The organism is Acidimicrobiales bacterium, assembly GCA_035316325.1.
Taxonomy (GTDB): Bacteria; Actinomycetota; Acidimicrobiia; order Acidimicrobiales; family VFJN01; genus DASXTK01.
On sequence record DATHJB010000175.1, the window covers coordinates 1 to 21,223 of the forward strand.

At 72.6% G+C, this 21,223-nt stretch carries 27 protein-coding genes; 13 read left to right on the plus strand and 14 right to left on the minus strand.

The window, feature by feature from the left end:
• Both VK611_23590 and VK611_23595 read left to right on the plus strand, forming a co-directional pair.
• Nucleotides 1-987: NADPH:quinone oxidoreductase family protein (locus tag VK611_23590; GenBank protein HMG44336.1), on the plus strand; the 987-nt coding region annotated here is incomplete at its 5' end.
• On the plus strand, nucleotides 984-1,994 hold the full coding sequence (locus VK611_23595) for a serine hydrolase domain-containing protein (protein HMG44337.1): 1,011 nt from the start codon (nucleotides 984-986) through the stop codon (nucleotides 1,992-1,994). The genes VK611_23590 and VK611_23595, both read left to right, overlap by 4 nt.
• Before the next feature lie 18 nt (nucleotides 1,995-2,012).
• Here the strand turns inward: VK611_23595 and VK611_23600 are convergent, their stop codons facing one another.
• Genes VK611_23600 through VK611_23615 form a run of 4 tightly spaced genes read right to left on the minus strand, consistent with a single transcriptional unit; the run spans nucleotide 2,013 to nucleotide 5,291 of the window.
• Nucleotides 2,013-2,873, minus strand: a complete 861-nt coding sequence (locus VK611_23600; protein ID HMG44338.1) for an ABC transporter permease — start codon at nucleotides 2,871-2,873, stop codon at nucleotides 2,013-2,015.
• Nucleotides 2,870-3,880 carry an ATP-binding cassette domain-containing protein gene (locus VK611_23605; protein ID HMG44339.1) on the minus strand — a complete coding sequence of 337 codons (1,011 nt, stop codon included), beginning with the start codon at nucleotides 3,878-3,880 and terminating at the stop codon, nucleotides 2,870-2,872. Before VK611_23605 ends, VK611_23600 begins: the two co-directional genes overlap by 4 nt.
• Entirely contained in the window at nucleotides 3,877-4,668 is a 792-nt protein-coding gene (locus VK611_23610; protein ID HMG44340.1) for an SRPBCC domain-containing protein, read from the minus strand. The genes VK611_23605 and VK611_23610 overlap by 4 nt, the downstream gene beginning before the upstream one ends.
• A complete protein-coding gene (locus tag VK611_23615; GenBank protein ID HMG44341.1) occupies nucleotides 4,665-5,291 on the minus strand; it encodes a helix-turn-helix domain-containing protein in 627 nt (208 codons plus the stop codon). The genes VK611_23610 and VK611_23615 overlap by 4 nt, the downstream gene beginning before the upstream one ends.
• A gap of 66 nt (nucleotides 5,292-5,357) precedes the next feature.
• Here VK611_23615 and VK611_23620 point away from each other — a divergent pair, with 66 nt between their 5' ends.
• Nucleotides 5,358-6,347, plus strand: a complete 990-nt coding sequence (locus VK611_23620) for a sigma-70 family RNA polymerase sigma factor (GenBank protein HMG44342.1) — start codon at nucleotides 5,358-5,360, stop codon at nucleotides 6,345-6,347.
• Here VK611_23620 and VK611_23625 read toward each other — a convergent pair whose 3' ends face one another.
• Genes VK611_23625 through VK611_23650 form a run of 6 tightly spaced genes read right to left on the minus strand, consistent with a single transcriptional unit; the run spans nucleotide 6,348 to nucleotide 8,515 of the window.
• Nucleotides 6,348-6,710: an STAS domain-containing protein gene (locus VK611_23625; protein HMG44343.1), complete on the minus strand. Its 363-nt coding sequence runs from the start codon at nucleotides 6,708-6,710 to the stop codon at nucleotides 6,348-6,350.
• A gap of 48 nt (nucleotides 6,711-6,758) precedes the next feature.
• A complete protein-coding gene (locus VK611_23630; protein HMG44344.1) occupies nucleotides 6,759-7,127 on the minus strand; it encodes a RidA family protein in 369 nt (122 codons plus the stop codon).
• 23 nt (nucleotides 7,128-7,150) lie between these two features.
• Nucleotides 7,151-7,513: a DUF5615 family PIN-like protein gene (locus VK611_23635; GenBank protein ID HMG44345.1), complete on the minus strand. Its 363-nt coding sequence runs from the start codon at nucleotides 7,511-7,513 to the stop codon at nucleotides 7,151-7,153.
• Nucleotides 7,510-7,740, minus strand: a complete 231-nt coding sequence (locus VK611_23640) for a DUF433 domain-containing protein (GenBank protein ID HMG44346.1) — start codon at nucleotides 7,738-7,740, stop codon at nucleotides 7,510-7,512. Before VK611_23640 ends, VK611_23635 begins: the two co-directional genes overlap by 4 nt.
• On the minus strand, nucleotides 7,737-8,069 hold the full coding sequence (locus VK611_23645) for a luciferase family protein (GenBank protein HMG44347.1): 333 nt from the start codon (nucleotides 8,067-8,069) through the stop codon (nucleotides 7,737-7,739). The genes VK611_23640 and VK611_23645 overlap by 4 nt, the downstream gene beginning before the upstream one ends.
• A 26-nt stretch (nucleotides 8,070-8,095) precedes the next feature.
• The gene (locus tag VK611_23650; GenBank protein ID HMG44348.1) at nucleotides 8,096-8,515 is read right to left on the minus strand and encodes a VOC family protein; all 420 of its coding nucleotides are present in this window, start codon (nucleotides 8,513-8,515) and stop codon (nucleotides 8,096-8,098) included.
• Nucleotides 8,516-8,633: 118 nt separating this feature from the next.
• Between VK611_23650 and VK611_23655 the strand changes: the two genes are divergently transcribed.
• Nucleotides 8,634-8,984 carry a nuclear transport factor 2 family protein gene (locus VK611_23655; protein ID HMG44349.1) on the plus strand — a complete coding sequence of 117 codons (351 nt, stop codon included), beginning with the start codon at nucleotides 8,634-8,636 and terminating at the stop codon, nucleotides 8,982-8,984.
• A gap of 53 nt (nucleotides 8,985-9,037) precedes the next feature.
• Here VK611_23655 and VK611_23660 read toward each other — a convergent pair whose 3' ends face one another.
• A complete protein-coding gene (locus tag VK611_23660) occupies nucleotides 9,038-9,886 on the minus strand; it encodes a DUF1932 domain-containing protein (GenBank protein ID HMG44350.1) in 849 nt (282 codons plus the stop codon).
• Nucleotides 9,887-9,954: 68 nt separating this feature from the next.
• Here VK611_23660 and VK611_23665 point away from each other — a divergent pair, with 68 nt between their 5' ends.
• The 5 genes from VK611_23665 to VK611_23685 all read left to right on the plus strand — a co-directional run bounded on the left by VK611_23665 (nucleotide 9,955) and on the right by VK611_23685 (nucleotide 15,658).
• Nucleotides 9,955-10,560 carry a hypothetical protein gene (locus VK611_23665; protein HMG44351.1) on the plus strand — a complete coding sequence of 202 codons (606 nt, stop codon included), beginning with the start codon at nucleotides 9,955-9,957 and terminating at the stop codon, nucleotides 10,558-10,560.
• A 157-nt stretch (nucleotides 10,561-10,717) separates the two neighbouring features.
• Nucleotides 10,718-11,452 (plus strand): hypothetical protein, encoded by a 735-nt coding sequence (locus VK611_23670; GenBank protein ID HMG44352.1) that lies wholly within the window; start codon nucleotides 10,718-10,720, stop codon nucleotides 11,450-11,452.
• A 200-nt stretch (nucleotides 11,453-11,652) separates the two neighbouring features.
• The gene (locus tag VK611_23675) at nucleotides 11,653-13,530 is read left to right on the plus strand and encodes a PfkB family carbohydrate kinase (protein HMG44353.1); all 1,878 of its coding nucleotides are present in this window, start codon (nucleotides 11,653-11,655) and stop codon (nucleotides 13,528-13,530) included.
• A gap of 75 nt (nucleotides 13,531-13,605) precedes the next feature.
• Nucleotides 13,606-14,658, plus strand: a complete 1,053-nt coding sequence (locus VK611_23680) for a carbohydrate kinase family protein (GenBank protein ID HMG44354.1) — start codon at nucleotides 13,606-13,608, stop codon at nucleotides 14,656-14,658.
• A gap of 157 nt (nucleotides 14,659-14,815) precedes the next feature.
• Nucleotides 14,816-15,658: an HAD-IIB family hydrolase gene (locus tag VK611_23685; protein ID HMG44355.1), complete on the plus strand. Its 843-nt coding sequence runs from the start codon at nucleotides 14,816-14,818 to the stop codon at nucleotides 15,656-15,658.
• Between the two features lie 51 nt (nucleotides 15,659-15,709).
• Here VK611_23685 and VK611_23690 read toward each other — a convergent pair whose 3' ends face one another.
• Both VK611_23690 and VK611_23695 read right to left on the minus strand, forming a co-directional pair.
• Nucleotides 15,710-16,750, minus strand: coding sequence for a DNA polymerase IV (locus VK611_23690; protein ID HMG44356.1), 1,041 nt, complete (start codon nucleotides 16,748-16,750; stop codon nucleotides 15,710-15,712).
• Between the two features lie 10 nt (nucleotides 16,751-16,760).
• Nucleotides 16,761-17,507: a PaaX family transcriptional regulator C-terminal domain-containing protein gene (locus tag VK611_23695; protein HMG44357.1), complete on the minus strand. Its 747-nt coding sequence runs from the start codon at nucleotides 17,505-17,507 to the stop codon at nucleotides 16,761-16,763.
• Nucleotides 17,508-17,556: 49 nt separating this feature from the next.
• On the opposite strand from VK611_23695, the gene VK611_23700 reads away from it, so the two are divergent.
• From VK611_23700 to VK611_23710, 3 genes are read left to right on the plus strand one after another with little or no spacing between them, the layout of a single operon-like run.
• A complete protein-coding gene (locus VK611_23700) occupies nucleotides 17,557-18,693 on the plus strand; it encodes an aromatic ring-hydroxylating dioxygenase subunit alpha (protein ID HMG44358.1) in 1,137 nt (378 codons plus the stop codon).
• Nucleotides 18,690-19,457, plus strand: coding sequence for a crotonase/enoyl-CoA hydratase family protein (locus tag VK611_23705; protein HMG44359.1), 768 nt, complete (start codon nucleotides 18,690-18,692; stop codon nucleotides 19,455-19,457). Before VK611_23700 ends, VK611_23705 begins: the two co-directional genes overlap by 4 nt.
• A 4-nt stretch (nucleotides 19,458-19,461) precedes the next feature.
• Nucleotides 19,462-19,890, plus strand: coding sequence for an MmcQ/YjbR family DNA-binding protein (locus tag VK611_23710; protein HMG44360.1), 429 nt, complete (start codon nucleotides 19,462-19,464; stop codon nucleotides 19,888-19,890).
• A 31-nt stretch (nucleotides 19,891-19,921) separates the two neighbouring features.
• Here VK611_23710 and VK611_23715 read toward each other — a convergent pair whose 3' ends face one another.
• Nucleotides 19,922-20,209 (minus strand): hypothetical protein, encoded by a 288-nt coding sequence (locus tag VK611_23715; protein ID HMG44361.1) that lies wholly within the window; start codon nucleotides 20,207-20,209, stop codon nucleotides 19,922-19,924.
• A gap of 548 nt (nucleotides 20,210-20,757) precedes the next feature.
• On the opposite strand from VK611_23715, the gene VK611_23720 reads away from it, so the two are divergent.
• Nucleotides 20,758-21,159, plus strand: coding sequence for a DUF1992 domain-containing protein (locus tag VK611_23720; GenBank protein HMG44362.1), 402 nt, complete (start codon nucleotides 20,758-20,760; stop codon nucleotides 21,157-21,159).
• The last annotated feature ends 64 nt before the right edge of the window (nucleotides 21,160-21,223 follow it).

Below are 21,223 nucleotides of genomic sequence, written 5' to 3' on the forward strand. Positions count from 1 at the left end.
GTCATGCGACGCGTCGTGTGCGAGGCCGTGGGGGACCTGGGCGGGCTGAAGGTGGTCGACGAGGACCCGCCGGTGCCGCGGGCCGGGCAGGTGCTGGTCGACGTGGCGGCGGCGGGTGTGAACTTCGTCGACGGGCTGTTCGTGCAGGGGCTGTACCAGATCAAGCCGCCGACGCCGTTCACGCCGGGCAGCGAGGTGGCGGGGGTGGTCGCGGCGCTGGGGGAGGGCACCGACGCCGACGCCGCCGGGGTGGCCGTGGGCGACCGGGTGATGGTGCAGCTGGGCCTGGGCGGCTACGCCGAGCAGGTGGTGGCGGGCGTGGCGTCGTTGGTGTCGCTGCCCGACGGCCTGTCGTTCGGGCAGGCGGCGACGCTGGTGCAGTCCTACGCCACGATGCTCTTCGCCTTCACCCGGCGTACGGTCGTCGAGCCCGGTGAGACGGTCCTGGTGCTGGGCGCCGGGGGCGGCATCGGGCTGGCGGCGATCGACGTGGCCCGGGCCCTGGGCCTGCGGGCGATCGCGGCGGCGTCGTCGGCCGACAAGCTCGACCGGGCGCTCGCGGCGGGCGCCGAGGCCGGCATCGACACCCGCAGCGAGGACGTGAAGGTCCGGGCCCGTGAGCTGTCGGGCGGTGGCATCGATCTGGTGGTCGACCCCGTCGGCGGGCCGCTGGCCGAGTCGGCGTTGCGGGCGCTGCGGGTGGGCGGTCGCTACCTGGTGATCGGGTTCGCCAGCGGTGAGATCCCCCGGCTGCCCGCCAACCAGGTGCTGCTCAACAACCGTACGGTCGTCGGCGTCGACTGGGGCGCCTGGACGATGCAGCAGCCCGAGGCCCACGACGAGCTGCTGGCCGACCTGCTCGCGGTGGTCGCCGCCGGCCGCCTCCACCCGGTCGAGCCCACGGCGTACCCCCTCGACCAGGCCGCCCAGGCCCTCACCGACCTTGCCGAACGCCGGGTGTCCGGCAAGGTCGTCCTCGTCCCGTGAGCGACCCCGGCCTGGCGGCGTCGATCGACCGCGTCGCCCGGGAGACCGGCTTCTCGGGCGTCGTGCGGGTCGACCTCCCCGGGCGGCCGCCGCTGGCCGCCGCCCTCGGGTGGGCCCACCGCGGCCACGGCATCGCCAACACCGTCGACACGCGGTTCGGCATCGCCAGCGGCGGCAAGGGCCTCACCGCGCTCACCGTGATGAGCCTCGTCGAGGACAGTCACCTCGGGCTCGACACCACCGCCCGCTCCCTGCTCGGCCCGGACCTGCCGCTGATCGACGACGCCGTCACCGTGGAGCACCTGCTGGCCCACCGGTCCGGGATCGGCGACTACCTCCCCGAGGGCGACGGCGGCGACATCGCCGACCACGTGCTGCCCGTCCCCGTCCACGAGCTGGCCGACACCGAGCAGTACCTGCCCGTGCTCGACGGCCACCCCCAGGTCACGACGCCCGGCGAGCGCTTCGCCTACTGCAACGGGGGCTACGTCGTGCTGGCGCTGCTCGCCGAGCGGGCCACCGGCGTCGGCTTCCACGACCTGGTGCGGCGACGGGTGTGCGAGCCCGCCGGCCTCGGCGACACGGCGTTCCTGCGCTCCGACGAGCCCGACCGGTGCATCGCCCTCGGCTACCTCACCCCCGACGGCCTGCGCACGAACGTCCTCCACCTGCCGGTGCGGGGGAGCGGCGACGGCGGCATCCACTCCACTGCCGCCGACGTCGCCGCCCTGTGGCGGGCCTTGTCCACCGGGGGCGTGGTGGCCCCGGCGACCGCCGCCGAGATGGTGCGCCCCCGCAGCGACGTCCCCGAGGCGAAGATGCGCTACGGCCTGGGCTTCTGGTTGCACCCCCAGGCCGACCGGGTGATGCTCGAGGGCTACGACGCCGGCGTGTCGTTCCGCACGGTGCACGACCCGGCCGACGGCACGACCCACACGGTCGTCGCCAACACCTCCGACGGCGCCTGGCCCCTCACCCGCCACCTCGACGAGGCGCTGTGGGGGTGAGGGCCCAGGGCTGAGGAGCTACTGCTCGGCCTGGTAGATCCGCATCGTCAGCGGGGCGAAGATCAGCACCAGCGCGGCGCTCCAGGCGAGCACCCACACGATCTCCATGCCGTCGACGTTCGCGTGCATCAGGTCGCGGGAGGCGCTGGTGAGGTGGGTGATCGGGTTGGCCTTCACGAACGCCTGCAGCCAGCCCGGCATGGTGGCGGGGTCGACGAAGACGTTGCTCGCGAAGGTCAGCGGGAACAGCACCATCATGCTGGTCTGCATCACGTTCTCCGGGGTCTGCAGCTTCATCCCCATCGACGTCCAGACCCACGACAGGCTGAACGAGAACACCAGGATCAGCCCCACCGCAAGCAGCACGCCCAGCGGCCCGCCGTCGGGGCGGAAGCCCAACGCCACGCCGAGCACGATCACCACCAGCGACGCCATCGCGTAGCGGGCCGCGTCGGCCAGCAGCATCCCCACCAGCACCGCGGGCCGCCAGATCGGCAGCGAGCGGAACCGGTCGAACACGCCCTTCGTGATGTCGGTGTTGATCGCCATGCCGGTGTACACGGTGATCATCGTGACGGTCATCACGAGGATGCCGGGCAGCAGGTCCTGCAGGTACTCCCGCGGCGACCCGGCCAGCGCGCCGCCGAAGAGGTACGTGAACATCAGCGTGAACATGATCGGGAACATCGTCACGTCGAACAGCTGCATGGGGACGTGCTTGATCTTGAGCAGCGCCCGCCAGCCGAAGGTGACGGACGCGGAGAGGGCCGAGGGGCGGGGCGGCCGGGCGCGGGTCGACAGGGCCGCCCGTAGCGTCGTCTCGCTGATCGCCGGCTCGGCGCCGTTGGTCGTGGTGGTGGGGACGGACGTGGTGCTCACGCCACCTTCTCCTCTTCGTTCTTCGTGTCGGCCTCGGACTCGGACTCGGCCTCGGCGGGATGGCCGGTGAGGGCCAGGAACACCTCGTCCAGGCTGGGCTGGCCGAGGGAGAACTCGTTGACGGTGATGCCTGCCCTGGTCAGCTCGGCCAGGCCGGCGGCGATCCGCTCGGTCTCGGCGCCGCGGGCCAGCAGCGCCACCGGGTCGGACGCCAGCTCGATCGGCACGGCCAGCACGCCGGCCAGGAGGCGCTCGGCGGCGGGCCGCTGCTCGGCGTCGTGCAGGCGCACGTGCAGCGCCCCGGCACCCAGCGACGCCTTCAGCTCGCCGCTGGTGCCCTCGGCGATGAGCTTGCCGTGGTCGACGATGGCGATGCGGTCGGCGAGCTGGTCGGCCTCGTCGAGGTACTGGGTGGTCAGCAGCACGGTCGTGCCGGCGGCCACCAGGACCCGGATGATCTCCCACACCTGGTTGCGGCTGCGGGGGTCGAGGCCGGTGGTCGGCTCGTCGAGGAACAGCAGGTCGGGCGTGACGACGATGCTGGCCGCGATGTCGAGTCGCCGGCGCATGCCGCCGGAGTAGTTCTTCACGTCGCGGTCGGCGGCGTCGGTGAGCCCGAAGGCGTCGAGCAGCTCGTCGGCCCGCTCGGCGGCGTGCGCCTTGGTGAAGCCGAGCAGCCGGGCGAGCAGCACCAGGTTCTCGCGGCCGGTCAGCTCGTCGTCGACCGAGGCGAACTGGCCGGTGAGGCTGACGCGGCCGCGCACCGCGTCGGCCTCGGTGACCACGTCGTGGCCCAGCACCCGGGCCCGGCCGGCGGTGGGCCGGAGCAGGGTGGCGAGCATGCGGATGATGGTGGTCTTGCCGGCGCCGTTGGGGCCGAGCACGCCGTAGACGGTGCCGGCGGCGACCTGGAGGTCGATCCCGTCGACCGCCCGGGTGTCGCCGAACGTCTTGACGAGCCCCTCGGTCTCGATGGCGGCGGTCGAAGTGGATGTCGTGGAGCTCATGTCGGGGCCACCTCCAGGCCCTGCAGCCAGGTGACCCAGGCGTCTTGCTCGCGGGCGACGTAGGCGGGCGCCTCGTCGGAGAACAGGTAGCCCGACACCAAGGCGATGGACACGCCGTCGCCCTTGTCGTAGGCACCGAGGGTCAGGTAGCCGGGCACACGGTCGTCGAGGCGCAGCAGCACCTGGCGCTCGCCCAGCGTCTCGACCCGCCCGGCGAGCCCACGGACCTCGACCTCCTGGGCCGGGCGCTCGACGCCGAGCGCGTCGCGGATGGCGGCGGTGACGGCCAGGGCGTCGCCCTTGACGTCGATCTCGGCCCTGAGGGTGGTGGCCGTCTGGCCGGGGAAGAGGGTGAGGTAGAGGCGCAGGTGGTCGAGGAACGGCGTCCAGCCCTCCTCCATCTGGTCGAAGAACTCCTGCTCCCAGTCGGCCCCCGAGCCGAAGGCGCTGCTCACCATCCGCACGACGCAGGTGCCACCGGAGCGGGCTTCCACCAGGAACTCCGTGGCGAGCGGCGTGACCGTCGACGGGTCGTGGCTGGCGAGCAGGGCCCAGTCGGGCTCCTCGTAGGCGAGGCGGGCCGGCGGCTCCCAGCCGGTGATGGTCCCGGGCGAGTCGTCCTCGCCCATGTGGAAGAGGATCGACCCGCCGTCGTGCTCCTCCACGTCGGTGGGGATGAACCACGAGCTGATGCCCGTGGCCGTGGCGATGGCGTCCCACACCTGTTCAGCGGTGCCGGGCAGCTCGAAGGTGAGCTCGAGCCGGAGGGGGACGGCGGGGGTGGTCATGACGGAGGGGACTCCTCGGATCGGGGTTGGGCGGCGATGGCTCGGGGAGGGGTCGCCTCGGGCCGGGGATGAGAGGCGACGACCAGGCGGTGCGGCCGCCCGTCGTCGTGGTGGTAGCGGGCGACGAGGTCGACCACCGAGGCGGTCAGCTCGTCGGCGAAGGCGGCCCGGTCGGCAGCGTTGCGGAAGCGGATCTCGGTGTCGATGGCCAGGGTTGGCAGGCGCTTGCCGGCGGCAGTGGCCCGGCGGGCGAGGCTGCCGACCTCGCGCACGATGCGACCGGCGACGGCCACGAGGTAGCCGGCGGAGAGGTGGTCGGCGTTGCGGGCGGGGTCGGCGCCGGTGTCGCCGAGGGCGGCGGGGGAGACGATGTAGCCGGCGGCGGTGGCTTGCAGCAGGCGTTCGGTGATGCCGCCACGCTTGCGCTCCTCGGTGAGGCGGACCAGGCCGTGGGCCTCGAGCGAGCGGAGGTGGTAGTTGACCTTCTGGCGGGCGATGCCGACGCGGCTGGCGAGCGACGCGGCGGAGCTCGGCTCGGTCAGCTCGGCGAGCAGCCGGGCGCGGACGGGGTCGAGCGCGACGGCCGCAGCCGCTGGGTCTTCGATCACCTCGACGTCGAGCACGGCTACACCATGCCTGCTGACAACATTTGTTGTCAAGGCTTGCACGGTGTGGGAGGCTGTTCGCCTATGGCAGCTACCAAGGACTTCACGGACCTGGAGCCCCGGCTGGCCGAGCACCGCTCCGAGATCCGGGGCTACTGCTACCGGATGCTCGGCTCGTCGTTCGAGGCCGAGGACGCCGTGCAGGAGACGTTCGTGCGGGCGTGGAAGGGCTACGACCGCTTCGAGGGCCGCTCGGCGCTGCGGTCCTGGCTCTACCGGATCGCCACCAACGTGTGCCTCGACATGCTCAACGGCCGCAACCGGCGGGCCCGTCCCGTCGACATGGGGCCGAGGTCGACGGTCGACGACCACGACCTGCGGACGCTGCCCGAGGAGTCGTGGGTCGAGCCGATCCCCGACGGCGCCGTCACCCCCGTGGGCGCCGACCCGGCCGACCTGGCCCTGTCGCGGGAGAGCATCCGGCTGGCGTTCGTCGCCGCCCTGCAGCACCTGCCACCCCGGCAGCGGGCGGTGCTGATCCTGCGCGAGGTCCTGCGCTGGAAGGCCGACGAGGTGGCCGACCTGCTGGGCACGTCGGTGCCCTCGGTCAACAGCGCCCTGCAGCGGGCCCGGGCGACGCTGGCGTCCCGCGACCTGGGGTCGGCGTCGGAGCCGGAGCTGGCGTCGGAGGCGATGGACGACGCCCACGAGGAGCTGCTGGCCCGCTACGTCGAGGCCTTCGAGCGCTACGACATCGAGTCGCTGGTGACGCTGCTCCACGACGACGCGGTGCAGTCGATGCCGCCCTTCGCCCTGTGGCTGCAGGGGTCCGACGAGATCGCCGGGTGGATGCTGGGCCCGGGCAGCGAGTGCCGGGGTTCCCGGCTGGTGTCGACGGCGGCCAACGGCTGCCCGGCGTTCGGCCAGTACCGGCCGGCCGAGTCGGGATCGGGCCACGACGCCTGGGCGCTGCAGGTGCTCGACGTGGTCGACGGGCGCATCGCCGCCATCAACTCCTTCCTCGACACCGCCCGCATGTTCCCGCTCTTCGATCTGCCGTTGCATCTCGACTGATCACTCCTCCGGGTCGCGGCCGTGGCCGTCTTGGTCGCGGCCGTGGCCGTCCAGGCCGACGACGTGGGCCAGGCCCATGAAGGTGAGCAGGCGGCGCAGGTCGTGGGAGGCGTGGCGCAGCTGCACGGGCCGACCGAGGCGGCGGGCGGTGAGTGCGACGCGGGCGATCACGTCGACGGTCATGGCGTCGGCGGCGGCGAGGGCGCTGACGTCGCACACGACCAGGCAGGAGTCGCCGCCTTCCAGCAGGAGGCGCAGCTCGGAGCAGCAGCCGCTGACGTCGTCCGCCGTGGCCCGCCCGATGACGGCGACCACCACCGTCCCGGGCGCGTCGTGAGGCCGGTGCACACGGATCGCTGCCATTGCCGAGGAAGACCGGCCCGAGCCCCGAAACTCATCGTTCTGCGGGGATCACGGCAACGCCGCGACGGCGTCGACCTCCACGAGCTGGTCCGGATACCCGAGGACGCTCACGCCCAGCAGCGTCGACGGCGGCCGCGCCGGTGCGAGCCCCGCCGCCACGACGTCCCACACGGCGACGAGGTCGTCCCGTCCCCCGACCACGTACACGGTCGTCCGCACGATGTCCCCGACGCCGGCCCCGTGCTCCTCCAGCACCGCCAGCAGGTTCTCCACCACCCGCCTCGCCTGCCCGGTGTGATCTCCAGGCGAGACGACCACGCCTTCCTCGTCCAACGGACTGGCCCCCGCCGTGAACACCAGGGCCCCCTCCCGCACAACCCGCGCGTACTCGTACGCCACCCCGGGATACAGCCCCATCCACTCGCTCCTGTTCGTCGCCGTCAGATCGGCAGCCGGCGCACCCGCGCCCGCTCCTGGGTGAGGACGACGATGGCACCGGCGGCGATGTCGGCCTCGAGCTGGTCGAGCGCCGCGACGAGCAGGGCCGCCTGCTCGTCGGGTCGATGAGGCGCCCGCCGGAGCAGGATGACGCTCGGTGCCGGAAGTCGCCCTATTGCGAGGAGCTCGCCGAAGTCGGTGTCGACCGACACGACGCACCGGTCCGCCTCCCGTGCCACCGCCATGATGTCGCTGTCGGCAGCGCCCAGGAGCTTGAGGTCGCCGACGTGGATCGCGTCGTGACCTGCGTCTTCGAGCAGGCGAGCGACCCTCGCCGACAGGGACTCGTCGATGAGGAGCTTCAACCGGCGGGACGCAGGGGGATCTCGCGCTCGTCGACCACGGCGGCGGCGTAGCGGAGCGCGTCTCGGATGTCTTCGAGGGTGAGCTGGGGGAACTCGGCGAGGATCTCGTCGGTCCCCATGCCTTCGGCGACCATCCCCACGACCGTGGCCACCGGGATGCGGGTGCCGCGGATGCAGGGCACCCCACCCATGATCCGGTGATCGACGGAGATCCGCTCGAAGGTCACCTCACCATTTTAGGTGGCCGGTGGGCGGCGACGCGGTCGTAGTTCAGGCGGACGAGGGCGATGCAGGTGTCGGCGTCGGTGTCGGAGGTCAGGTAGAGGGTGGTCCAGCCCGAGTCGGGATGGAGGTGGTGGGGGCCGGTGCGGCCGGCGGCGACGAGCTCGTCGCGGAGCGGGCGGGGGAACGGGATGTCGGCCTGGTGGTCGCCGTGGACATGGCCGAGCATCCGTCCCCGCAGGTAGAACTCCGTCTCACCGAAGCGGCCGATCTTGGTGCTGATGCCCGGCCAGCTGGTCACCGTGTCGACGATCCGGTCGCCTCGTCCGCTCATCGGGTCACGCTACCGGCCCCCGGATGTCAGCGGCCGGGAGCTCGGCTGCGGACCTCCTGGAGGAGCCAGCCGTTGCCGTCGGGGTCGCTGAAGGCGGCGAACGTGCCGTAGTCGCGGTGCTCGGGGTCGACCCCGGGCGTCTGGCCCTCGGGCCCGAAGTGGAACGGCTCGCTCACCTCGATGCCCTCGTCGACCAGCCCCTGGCGGGCCTTCTCGATGTCGGTGACCACCAGGTGCAGACCCTGCGCCGACCCGGGTGCCGACGGGGTCAGCCCCTTGCCGATGCTGATCGAGCACTCCGACCCCGGTGGCGTCAGCTGCACCACACGGAAGTCCTCGCCTGCCTGGTGGTCGACGTCCACCTTGAAGCCGGCGGTCTCGTAGAAGGCCTTGGCGCGGTCGACGTCGGTCACGGGCAGCACGATGAGCTCGAGCTTCAGGTCCATGATCAGGTTCCTTTCATCGGGTGTCTCTGTGTGCAACGTCGGCGCCCGCGACAACTCATCGGTGGATCGATGAGCCGCGGATTGTTGCACCGGCGACAGCGGGGGTAGTCAGAGGGCGATGCCTGACACCGATGCCAAGAAGGTCGCGACCGCCTGCCTGGAGGCCTGGACCAGCGGCGACTTCGCCACCGCCCGATCGCTGATGCACGACGACATCACGTTCACCGGACCGCTCGGCGTCACCACAGGAGCCGACGCCTACATCGAGGGCGTGCAGGGCTTCGCCGCCATGGTCGACCGGGTCGACATCCACGAGGTGATCGCCGAGGGGGACGACGTGTGCGTGCAGTACGACCTGGTCGCCGGGGCGGCCGGGGCGATGCCGACGGTCGGCTGGTACGAGGTGCACGACGGGCTGATCCGGTCGGTCCGGGCCTTCTTCGACCCCCGCCCGATGCTGTCCCCGTAGCCCTCCGGCAGCCCTGCCCACTCCCCGCTCAGGTCGGGTCAGGTCAGGTCGGGTCAGGTCGGGTCGGCGAGGCGGGACAGGACGGTCTTCAGCGGGAGCGAGGCGTCGTCCTTGTCGTCGTGCCAGCGGAACAGGATGGCGGCGGCGGCCAGCGCCAGGTCGCGGGGCAGCTCCTCGGCCTCGAGGGCGTCGGCCACCTCGTGGAGCTCCGGCGTCCAGCGCCAGGCCTGGGCGGCGACCTCCGGCAGCTGCCCCGGCTCGGCCAGCGGCGACCGGGGGCTCAGCCGGGCCTCGGCGATCAGCGGCCGGGTGACGCCGTAGCGGGCCGCGTACGCCAGCGCCACGGCGGCCAGCACCGCGGTGGTCTTCTGGTAGCTGGAGTGCGCCATCTTGAGGGCGCTGGCGCTGCCGATCCCGCCGTCGAGCCGCACCGGCTCCACCGCCGTCCCGTCGAACAGCGACACCACGGTCTCGATGTCGGCATTGCGTCCGGCCAGGTACAGGGCCGTCTTCGCCGGGCTGTCCGACTCGGGCGGCGTGCCGAAGATGGCGGCGTCGAGCACCTCGGTGCCGCCGTGCATCAGCCGCTGGGCGATGCGGATGCAGCGTTGCGGGCTGGTGGCGTTGGCCTCGACGTAGAGGCCCTGGTAGCGCAGCTGGGCCACCTGCGTCGCCACCTGGACCGCGGCCCCCGGGGGGCAGATCGCGAACACCACCTCGGCCCGGTCGAGCAGCTCGCCCAGGTCGGCGACCTGTTCGAGCCCGCCGCGGTCGGCCCGCTGCAGGGTGGCCTGGCTGCGACCGATCGGGCACCACAGGACGCGCGCCCCCTTGCGATGTGCCTGCGCGGCTATGGCCGCGCCCATCGCACCCGGGTGGAGCACTCCGATGGTGGTCCCCATGCTCATCTGCTTTCCTCGCCACCAGACTCGCGCGTCACGCTAACCACCGTCGCGGGCAGGCTGAGCCAATGACCGACGCGCACGGCGGCCCCTTCACCCGCGACGACCTCGACCAGGTGATGGCGGTCGCCGTCGACGCCTGGCGCTCGGGCGCCGACCGCGACTGGTCGGTGCCCGCCGGCACGCTGGAGTGGTCCTGCACCCGCACGGCCGACCACACGGTCGATGCGGTCCTGGCGGTGGCGCTGTTCCTGGCCTCCGGGCGACAGGACGCCTACCCCGACTGGGGCTGGGGCGAGCTGACGATGGGCGCCGCGGCGACGCCGTCCAACCTGGTGGAGGCGCTGGGCGCGGTGGGGCGGGTGCTGTCGGGCGTGGTGGCGGTGGCCGACCCCGCGGTGCGAGCGGTGATCTGGGACGGGCGGGTGACCGGGACCGGCACGCCGCCCGACTTCGCCGCCCGCGGTGCTCTCGAGGCGGTCCTCCACGCCCACGACGTCTGCGCCGGCCTCGGAGTGCCGTTCGAGCCTCCGGCCGACGTCTGCGCCCGCCTCCGTGACCACACCGGCGGCTGGCCCCACTGGTCGGCCCCCGGTTGGAGCCCGCCTCCCGTCACCGGCGACCCCTGGTCCGACCTCCTCACCGGCTCCGGCCGCGCCCGCCCCGTCGCCTGACCTCACCCCGTCCCGTCCCGGGCCGCCCGCTCGGCGTGACCCACCCCGGGCCGTCGTTGCCCGCCCGCCCAGCGTGACCACGGGCGCTTGTTCGTGGACAGGAGATCGCCAGGTCGGCGCCATCTGCCTGCCAAGCGCACAGCAGATCCTCTTAGGCATGAGGACCTACACGCATCCCACCTGGCGGCCGCAGCCTGCTGCGCGCCGCAGCGGTTGGTCGTGCCCAGCCCTCGTGCCCCTCGGCTACGCCGCCACCCGGGGTGTCCTGCACGTGAGCCCTGACGCACGAGTCGCCGCTCTGACCCTGGTCGCGATCCTGCTCGCCGGCATCCACCGCCTGGTTCCCGGGCTCGTCGAGCTGGGGGCCGGAGCCGCCGGCCTCGTGGCGAGCGTCTTCGCCGCCACCGAGGCCACCGGCTGCGGCGACGTGCTCGGCGGCGCCGGCACCGGCGTGGTGCTGGTGTACGGCGGCGTGATGTCGGCGTCGGCCTTCGTGCGGCTGCTCGGCTCCGTCAACGCCCGGGAGATGGCCCGACACCTGCTGGTGGCCGCCGCCGTCCTCGAGCTGGGCCTCCTGCTCGTGAGCCCCGCCGCCCGGGATGTCGTCGGCGCCGAGGACGACCTCACCGTCGCGATGATCCTGGCCGGCGCCCTCCTGGTCGCCACGCTCGTCGGCGTCCGGTCCCGGCGTGGCTTCCCCCTGCTCGGCGCCGGGCTGATCGTGACGCAGGGCGTGCACGCCCTCTCGAGCAACGCCTGCGCCGTCAGCCCGGCGCTGAGCCTGGTCGGCTCCCTCGTGTTCGTCGCCGTCGCCACGGCCATCGTCGCCCGAGGCGGCGGCGGCGACCTCCCCGACGACGACCCCGACGACGTCGTCTTCGAGACCGCCTGACCCGGAGGACCCGCACAACCAGCCCACCCGCCATCCCCACCGCCGCTCGAACCCCCAGCCCAGCCCGCTCCCCGGCCGCGACGTCCCCAACGCGCCGGGGAGCTAGGCGGTGACGCCGGGTAATCTTGGGAGTCGTTGCCAGGGCGGTGCCAAGACTTCGCGACTTGGTAGCCAACTCGATGGCGGAGGCGAGCGGAGCGATGTCGACAAGCCATGCCCTCGACCGCCACACCGACGGCTCGGTCGGCCGGTACTGCGTCCGGTTCCTCCGGGGGAGTCTCGAGCTCGACTTCCCCGGGCACACGATCGATACGCCCACCGCGCCGGCGATGGTCGGGCCGCTGGTCGTCCTGGCGCTGAACCCCCGGCGCCCCCTGGCGCTGGAGACGCTCAAGACCTCGCTGTTCGACTACGACCCGTCCGACGTCACCACGGCCCAGATCCAGACGCCGATCTCGCGGCTGCGGCTGGCGGGCCTGCCCATCCCGTCGCGCCAGTACCTCCTCGACGTGGCCCCGTCCGACGTCGACGTCGTGGACTTCGACTACCGGGCCAAGGGCTTCATCGACCGTTGCGTCCGTCCGGACCGGGTGCCCGAAGCCGACGTCGAGGCGTTGATCGACGAGGGCTACGGGCTGCACCAGCTCTGGCAGGAGGATCCGGCGGTTGCCGTGGGCCACCAGCCGCGGCTGTTCGCCCTGTTCGAGCGGCACCGGCGTCGCAACCGGCGCTTCGGCGAGGTGCTGGTGCGCCTGCTGGTGCGGGCGGGGGAGCGCGACTGGGCTGGTGACATCCTCGACGAGTACGTCGACCGCTACGGCACCGACGAGATCCTCCAGGATCTGGAGCTGGCGGTCCGCCAACTGCCCCGACCGGCCGACCGCGACACGCCTGCACACGGTGTCGTGTTGCTGCCCGGTCCCGCGGCGCAGGGCGCGGCGCTCGCCGAGCTGTGGGACCGCGTCGCCGCGTCGACCCGGCTCGAGTTCGCCGAGCTGGCCATCAGCGCCCACAACCTCGACCGCATCTACGCCGTCGACATCGTCGCCGTCGACCACGAGAGTCGGGTGAGCCGCGTGCCGGTCGAGGCAGCAGGAGGCGCCGGCGCCAACACGGCGTTCGCCCTGGGGCGGCTCGGCCACCGCGTCGCCGTCACCGGGATGATCGCCGACGACCGCTACGGAGCCCTCCTGCGCCAGAGCCTCGACCAGGAGGACGTCGACTGCTCGAACCTCCTCGTCGTCCCCAGCTCGGTCGACCACTACACCGGGCACACGCTGATCTTCAGCGATCCCTACGGCCGGCGACAGGACATGGTCGTCCCGGGCGTCAACGAGCGGCTCGCCCAGACGCTGCGCGACGACAACGACGCCCGTGGCCGTCTCGGCGAGATGGCCGGGCAGAGCCGCCTGTTGAACCTCTCCTCGTTCACGGGTGATGCCGAGCGCCAGCTCCAGGAGGACCTGGTGGGACAGCTCCCCGAGGAGACCGTCGTGGCGTTCGAGCCCGGGCAGTTCTACGCGCACCTCGGCCTCGACCGGCTCGCTGCCTTCATCCTCCGCTGCGACGTGCTCAACGTGTACGAGCCCCGGCTGCGCCAGCTCGTCGACAACTCGTCGGCCGACACGGGCACAGGTCCGTACGTCTTCCGGGCCACGCTCGAGTCGCTGTTCCGCTGGCGGGCAATGCGGGTAAGCCGGCCATTGGTGGTAGTGGTGAAGAGAGAAGGTCACCGGCAACGGGCCGGTGAGGGAGCGTCCGAGGGCTACGAGATGATCACGATCGCAGTGGGCCGTAGCTCGGTGGAGGACCTCGTGTCGGCGCACGCCCGGGCCTCCGCAGAGCCTCTGGTGGCCGAGATCACCGGTCAGAGCGAAGCGATCGCAGCGGGCATCCACCTGGGCCTGCTCAGCGGGGCTCCGCTCGACGAGTGCGCCGATCTCGCCTTCGTGTGCGCCAACGAGGCCAACTCGGAGATCGGCGCCCGGGTCGGGCTGCCGCGGCGTTCGACGGTGGCGAACTCCTGGGACAAGTACTTCCCCGGCATGGACCTGCCCGCGTGGGTGCCGAGGGACTGAGCGTGCCGGCTCCGGCGTGCCGACCGGCGCGGGCCCCCTAGGGCTCTCGGACAACGGCGAGCTGTGGGCGCGGACATGCAGGACTTGGATGTGATCGGGCTGGGGGCCCTCAACGTCGATCTCATCGCGCCCCGGCGCGACTCCGTGGCCGGCCCCGTCGACGACGACGAGACCGTGGCCACGATGCAGGAGGTGCTGGACCGCTGCACGATCGAGAGCGTGGTTCCGGCGATGTTCCTGGGCGGATCGGCCTTCAACGCGATCGTGATGCTGGCCCAGCTGCGGACGGGGCTCCGCCTGGGGATGGTGGGCATCAGCGCCGACGCCGACTACGGCCTGGTGGAGGCGCACGGCGACCGGCTCGGGGGTCTCGGGATCGCCGACCTCACGCGCCGGTCGGACGACCGTCCCGGGCTGTGCCTCTCGCTCCTGGAGGAGCACCGGCGACGGCTCTACACGTCACCGGAGGCCAACGTCGAGATCGCCGACTACCTGCGGGAGGACGACCGGCCCCGGAAGGCGGTGGCCCTCGCCCGGGTGCTGCACCTGACCTCCCTGCTGGAGGACCCGCTGATCCCCGGGTCGAACGACGTGGTCAGGGCGGTCGCCGGGTTCGTCGAAGCGGCCAAGAGCGACAACCCCGACCTGGTGCTGTCGTTCGACCCGGGCAGCACGTGGGTGGCCGGTCTCGGGCGCCTCCCGGACCTCCGCCGCATCTACGCCCTGGCCGACGTGCTGTACGTGAACCCGGTGGAGTACAGGGCCCTCAGCGGCTCGCCGTACCCGGGCGGTGGCCGGGCGGCGTCGCTGTCGGACCTGTGCCCGGCGGGGACGCAGGTGGTGGTGAAGCCTGCTCACCAGATCGTGGTCCACGGCGCCGACGGCCAGGAGCTGGCCCGGGTACCCCGTGTCGACAACGACGCCGCGGTCGATCCGACGGGCGCCGGAGATGCGGTCGCCGCCGGCGTGCTCGCTGCCCTCAGCGAGGACCGCAGCGTGGTCGACGGCTGCCGGCTAGGGCTGCGCATCGCCACGCAGCGCGTGTCCGACCTCGGCGACCGCGGGCACGTCGACCTGCGCCGGGCGCTCGGCGACCTGTGGCCCGACGGAACGTCGGCGTCGCGCTGAGAGGCCGAGTTGGCGGGTTGGCCAGCGGAGGGTCCCTATGCCGCATCGGCGCTGGTCGTAATGTCCGCTGTCAGACCGGCAGCAGGCTCCAGCGCGGGTGGCCGGGATGGTGTTGAATGTGTCTTTTACCCGCCGCGGATGAACAACGGAGTTCTTCTTGCCTGTCCGGCTCATAGTCTTCGACCTCGACGGCACGCTCCTCGGCGGGGACAACCGACTTTCTGAGTACACGATCTCCGTGCTGAACGACGCGAGCCGGATCGAGGGCCTCACCCTGATGGCGGCGTCGGGGCGCAGTCGCTGGGCCGCTGAGCTGGTCCTCGACGGAACCGACGCCATCGACTACGTGATCTGCTCGAACGGGGCGTCGTTGTACCGCCGCTCGACCGGCACCATCGTCAACCGCCGGTCGATCACCCCCGAGCGGGTCTCCGGTCTCTACGCCCGGGTGCGCGAACTGCTGCCGAGCGCCTGCTGGGCGTGGGAGACCCAGCGCGGGATCGTCCCTGACGACGAGTTCCGGGTGCTCGGCACCCAGCCCGGGAAGGAGCTCGACGAGCTGCTGGCGTCGCCGGACCTGGAGCTGCAGGGTGATCCGGGGTTGCCGGTGGAGGAGCGTCTGGCCGCCTACGGGTACATCGTGCGGGGACTGCTGACCCACCCGGAGCTGTCGTGCCAGCAGGTCGTCGAGCGGCTGAAGAAGCACGTGCCGGCGCGGCTGTCGTCGTCGTCGGCGATGTTCATCGAGGTCACGGCGCCGAAGATCCACAAGGGTCTCATGCTCCGGGAGTTCTGCGCCCGCCGCGGGATCGACGCCAGCGAGGTCGTCGCCTTCGGTGATCACCTCAACGACCTCACGATGCTGCAGTGGGCCGGTCGGGGCATCGCCATGAACGGCGCCAACCGCGAGGTGGCCCGCCTCATCCCCGAGCAGACCGAACACCCCCACGACCAGGACGGCGCCGCCTACGCGACCGCCAAGCTCATCGCCGACATGTAGCTCACTCGTGCGCCGGCGGCGCCATGGTCACGTCGGCGGGTGACGGGACGGTCAGTCTGGCGGCTCGAAGTCGGCGCGGACTCCCAGCAGGCGTATCGGGCGGGTGAGGTCGAAGCGGGCGAGGGCCTCGGCGGCGGCTCGCTCGAGGGTGTCGGAGTCGCTCGTGGGGGTCGGGAGGGGCACGCTGCGGGACTGGGTGAAGAACGGGGCGAAGCGCACCTTCACCGCCACCCGGACGACCAGGCGACCCTCGTCATCGACGTCCTTCGCCACCCGCCGGGCCAGCTCCACCAGGTGGTCGTCCAGCTCGGCCCGGTCGACGACGTTGCGCTGGAAGGTGACCTCCCGGCTGCGGGAGCGGGGGAGGTACGGCTCGTCGCTCACCTTGGCATCGCCACCGCCGTAGGCGAGCACCCGGTAGTACGGGCCCATGGTGGGGCCGAAGCGCCGGGCGAGGGCGGCCGGGTCGGCCCGGGCCAGCTCGGCGACGGTGCGGATCCCCATCGCCTCCAGCTTCCGGGCGGTCTTGCCACCGATGCCCCACAGCGCCTCGGTGGGCCGGTCGGCCATCACCTCGACCCAGTTGTGCCGGGTCAGCCGGAAGATGCCGGCCGGCTTGGCGAACCCGGTGGCGATCTTGGCCCGCAGGCGGGTGTCGCCGATGCCCACCGCGCACGACAGCCCGGTCTCCTCCCGCACGGTGTGCCGGACGACGGCCGCGAGCGTCTCGGGGTCGCGGGTGCGGGCGCCGAGGAACGCCTCGTCCCAGCCGAGCACCTCCACGACGAGGTCGGGCAGGGTCCGCAGGGCCTCCATGACCTGGGCCGACACCTCGTCGTAGGCGGGCGGGTCCGAGGGCAGGAACACGGCGTCGGGGCAGAGGCGGGCGGCGGTCCGCAGCGGCATGCCCGAGTGGACGCCGTAGGCCCGGGCCTCGTACGACGCCGTCGCCACCACCGCCCGCTGCGTCGGGTCGCCGGCGCCGCCCACGACCACCGGTTTCCCCTGCAGCTCCGGCCGCCGCGCCACCTCGACCGCCGCCAGGAACTGGTCGAGGTCGACGTGCAGCACCCACCCCGGTTCGGACGCCATCGACACCCCGTCAGTATGCGGGCGTGCGCAGGGACCGGGTCAGGGCTCGCTTGAACTGCTGGTCGTGGTGCTCGTAGGCGTGGCGGAGGGCGGGGCCGGGCCAGTCGTGGGGGAGGAGCTCGTCGGGGAGGAGGGGGTCGGCCTGCAGGTGGCGGACCACGGCGATGGAGAGGCGGAAGCCCGACACCAGGTCGTCGAAGCCGCCCTCCATGGCCTCCCGCAAGCGGGCAGCGGTGGTGGACCAGGCGGCGAGGCCGAAGGAGTCGGCGGCCAGGTGGGTCGGGGTGGTGGCGCCGAAGAAGCGGACGCACTGGCGGTCGACGGTGGCCTGCTGGTGGGGCAGGCGGGCGTGGTCGAGGTTGTCGGGCCGGGCCCACACGCCCTCCCGGAGCGACGCCAGGCGCAGGGCGCTCGTGGCCCAGCGGAGCTCCTGGCGATCGGCCGGCGGGCGGCGCTCGGCCCGCACGACCGCCAGCTCCCAGGTGCCGTCCCAGGGGCGCCGGGGCGCGGCGTAGCTCTCGTCCACCCGCTGCTCCCGGTCCCGCAGCCGCCCGGCCAGGCGGTAGGTGCCGCCGTCCACGGCCAGCTCACTCGCCGCCACCATGCGCGACAGTGCCGTGCGGATGGCGCTCTCGCCGATCCCGAACAGCGACCCGGCATGCACCAGCTGCCCGACGGGGAGCCGCGACGGCCGGGCGGCGCCCAGCAGCGTGGTGGCGATCACCGACCGGGCGGTGAGGGGGACCTCGTCGACCATCTGTCACAGAATACTCGACACGTGTTCTGCAAGATGTGAGGATATCTCCATGCTGAAGGACGACCAGACGCTGGCACAGGCGGTGCTCGACCACATCACCGCCGGGTCGACCGACACGGGCACCGCATCCTGGCGCGAGCCCGTGGCGAACTACCGGGACCGCCACCGGTTCGACGCCGAGCTGCGAGCCTTGCGACACGCACCAGCGGTCCTCTGCCCCACGGCGTCCCTCGCGGAGCCCGGGGCCTACCTCGCCCGGGAAGCGTTGGGCGTCTCCCTGCTGGCGGTGCGCGACCGGGACGGCCGGGTGCGGGCCTTCCGCAACGCCTGCCGGCACCGGGGCATGGAGGTCGCCCGCGGCACCGGGTGCGCCAAGGCTCTGACCTGCCCCTACCACGGCTGGACCTACGGGCTCGACGGCGGCCTGCGCCACGTCCCCCACGCCGCGGGCTTCCCCGACGTCGACCGGGCCACCCGCGGGCTGGTCGAGGTGGCGACCGTCGAGCGCCACGGCCTGGTCTTCGCCAGCCAGGACGGCACCGAGGCCGAGCCGCCCGAGATCGACGAGATCGCCGGCCTGCTCACCGGGCACACCCTGGCGGGGGTGAACGAGCAGACCGAGCCCGCCAACTGGAAGATCGTCACCGAGACGTTCCTCGAGGGCCTGCACATCCGCTTCCTGCACCGCGACACGTTCTTCCCGGTGCAGTACGACAACACGAACGTGGTCGAGCACTTCGGCCCGCACAGCCGGGTCACCTTCCCCTACCGGGCCGTCGCCCGCCTGGCCGACCGGCCACCCGCCGAGCGCCGCGTCGACGGCAAGGTCACCCTCGTCCACCACCTGTTCCCGAACGCCGTCGTCGCCACCTTCCCGGGCCTGCGGCTGCTGTTCGTCCTGGAGCCCATGACCCCCGCCGAGACCCGGATCGTCACCTACTCCTTCACGCCTCCCGCGGCGCTGCCCACGCCACCCACGCCACCCACCTCGACCGACGCCGAGCCGCCGCCGGGGGAGCGCCCGCTGCTCCTCGACGGCGGTGACGAGGACTTCGCCGCCGCCCGGTCCGTCCAGCGAGGCCTCGCCACCGGGGCCAACGAGTACCTCGAGTTCGGCCTCTACGAGTCGGCCATCGCCCACTTCCACCGCCACCTCGACCGGGCCGTCACGGAGGTGTCGGCATGACCGTCCACATCGAAGCCGACGGGCCGGTCACGATCGTCACCATCGACCGGCCCGAGGTCGCCAACGCCGTCGACCGCCCCACGGCCGATGCCCTGGCCGACGCCTTCCGGGCCTTCGACGCCGACGCCCGAGCCCACGTGGCCGTCCTCACCGGCGCCGGGGGCACCTTCTGCGCCGGCGCCGACCTGAAGGCCATGCGGGACGACCGTGAGCGCATCAACCGGGTGGCGCCCGAGGGCGACGGCCCGCTCGGCCCCACCCGCATGCTCCTGGGCAAGCCCGTGATCGCCGCGGTCGAGGGCCACGCCGTGGCCGGCGGGCTGGAGCTCGCCGCCTGGTGCGACCTGCGGGTGGCCGCCGAGGACGCGGTGTTCGGGGTCTACTGCCGGCGCTGGGACGTCCCGCTGGTCGACGGCGGCACCATCCGGCTCACCCGCCTGCTCGGCCACAGCCACGCGCTCGACCTGATCCTCACCGGGCGCGGCGTCTCGGGCGACGAGGCCCAGCGCATGGGCCTGGCGAACCGGCTGGTCCCCAAGGACCGGGCCCGGGACGAGGCGGTGGCGCTGGCCCACGAGCTCGCCGTGCTCCCGCAGGCCGCCCTCCGCGGCGACCGCATGTCGTCCTACGAGCAGTGGTCGCAGGACCTCGACGCCGCCCTGCAGACCGAGCTCCAGCACGGCCTCCACACCCTGCGTACCGGCCAGATGTCCTCCGGCCTCGACCGCTTCGCCTCCGGCACCTGGCGTCGACCACCAGAATGAGGTGATGGGCCCCGATCTCGATCGCCTCGCCCGCGCCTCGTCGCTGGCGATGGGCGCCGACGAGTACGCCGACGTCCCGGCCGATCTCCTCGCTCGGGTGCAGGCTGTCTGCGAGTCGCTGCCGGAGACCACCGAGCGCCAGGCCTGGGCGGGCACGCAGTGGCGGATCCGCAACCGGATGTTCGCCCACGTCGTCACCGTCGACTTCCCCGACGCCCCGGTCACGGCGCTGGTCTTCCGGGCCTCCGGCGACGAGCTCGACGCCCTCCGTCGCACGGGCCACCCGTTCTTCCGCCCCGCCTGGGGCACCGACGCGGTCGGGATGGCGCTCGACGCCGGCTCCGACTGGGGCGACGTCGCCCAGCTCCTCACCGAGAGCTACTGCGTGGTGGCGCCCAAGAAGCTCGTCGCGCAGGTCGACCGCCCCCGCTGACCCGGGTGACGGCGCGAACTACCCGGCGGGGTCAGGGCAGCGGGCCCCGGGTGATCGGGGTGGCGGGCAAGGGGTAGCGGTCGAGGTAGCCGACCACGGCTTCGATGGTCCGCCAGCCGTGGCCCTCGGTGGCCAGGTAGCCCCGGACGTCGAGCGTCCCCGGGGCGGTGTCACGGGCGGCCAGCACCTCGGCCACGACGTCGGCCAGCGTCAGCTCCGGGAAGTCCGCGATGTGCTCGTCGAGCAACCGGGCCTCCCGTTTGCGGCGCTGTCGGGCGAGATCGTCGTCGCCCTCCCGACGCTCCGTCGAGCTGGTCATGGACGCCATCCCCTCGTTCGGCTCAGAAGAGAGTGACGCCCAGGTCGGGCCCTCGCGCCGAGGGCCCGAGTCGACTTCCAAGAGTGAGGTCACGGTATCGGTCGCACCCCCCGAGCGCACCGGCCCCGGCCAGCACACGCAGCGGCGCCGACGAACCGAAACGGTCGCTCGACACGGCAGCGATGGCGACAGCCCGAGCACGGGCTCCGGTTGCGGATCGCCGGTGGTCGCCCACCAGCCTGTCGCCACGCCGGCCGGGTTGAGCACGTGGACCCGCACGCCTGTGCCCTCCAGTTCGTGCCGCAGAGCGAGGGAGAACCCCTGCACGCCCCACTTCGCTGCGCAGTAGGCGGTCCGGTTCGCCTCTGCGGCCTTCCCCGCGATCGAGGACACGTTCACGATGCGGCCGCCGCTTGCCGCCAGCATCGTGGGGAGCACGGCTCGGGTCGTCAGGTAGACGCCGGTGAGGCAGCTGTCGAGCCACACCCATCGAGCCCTGATCGACGGCCCGGGTAGCCTCTTTGTGAAGCTGTTCACGAGGAGGCGAGATGACCGAGCGCAAGCCTCCCGGCGTGAGCTGGGAGACATGGATCGACCGCCAGATCCGCGAAGGCATGGAGCGCGGCGAGTTCGACGGCCTCCCCGGCTACGGCAAGCCCATCCGGGACCTGGATCAGCCGCGTGACGAGCTGTGGTGGGTGCGGGACAAGCTGCGGCGGGAGGACGCCCAGTTCCTGCCGCCCACCCTGGCGCTGCGCAAGGAGGTGGAGGACGCCCGGGAGCGCATCGCCGCCGCCACAGAGGAGAGCGATGTCCGCGCCATCGTGGCCGACATCAACGAGCGCATCGTCGAGGTCAACTCCCGCGCCACCGCCGGTCCCCCGTCGACGGTGGTGAAGCTCGACGAGGAGCACGTGGTCCGCCAGTGGCGGGAAGCCCGCCCGGGGTGACCGTCGCGTCCCGAGTCGTCTGTGGTCACCGATCCACAGTGGAGTCGTTCGTCGTCGGAGACCG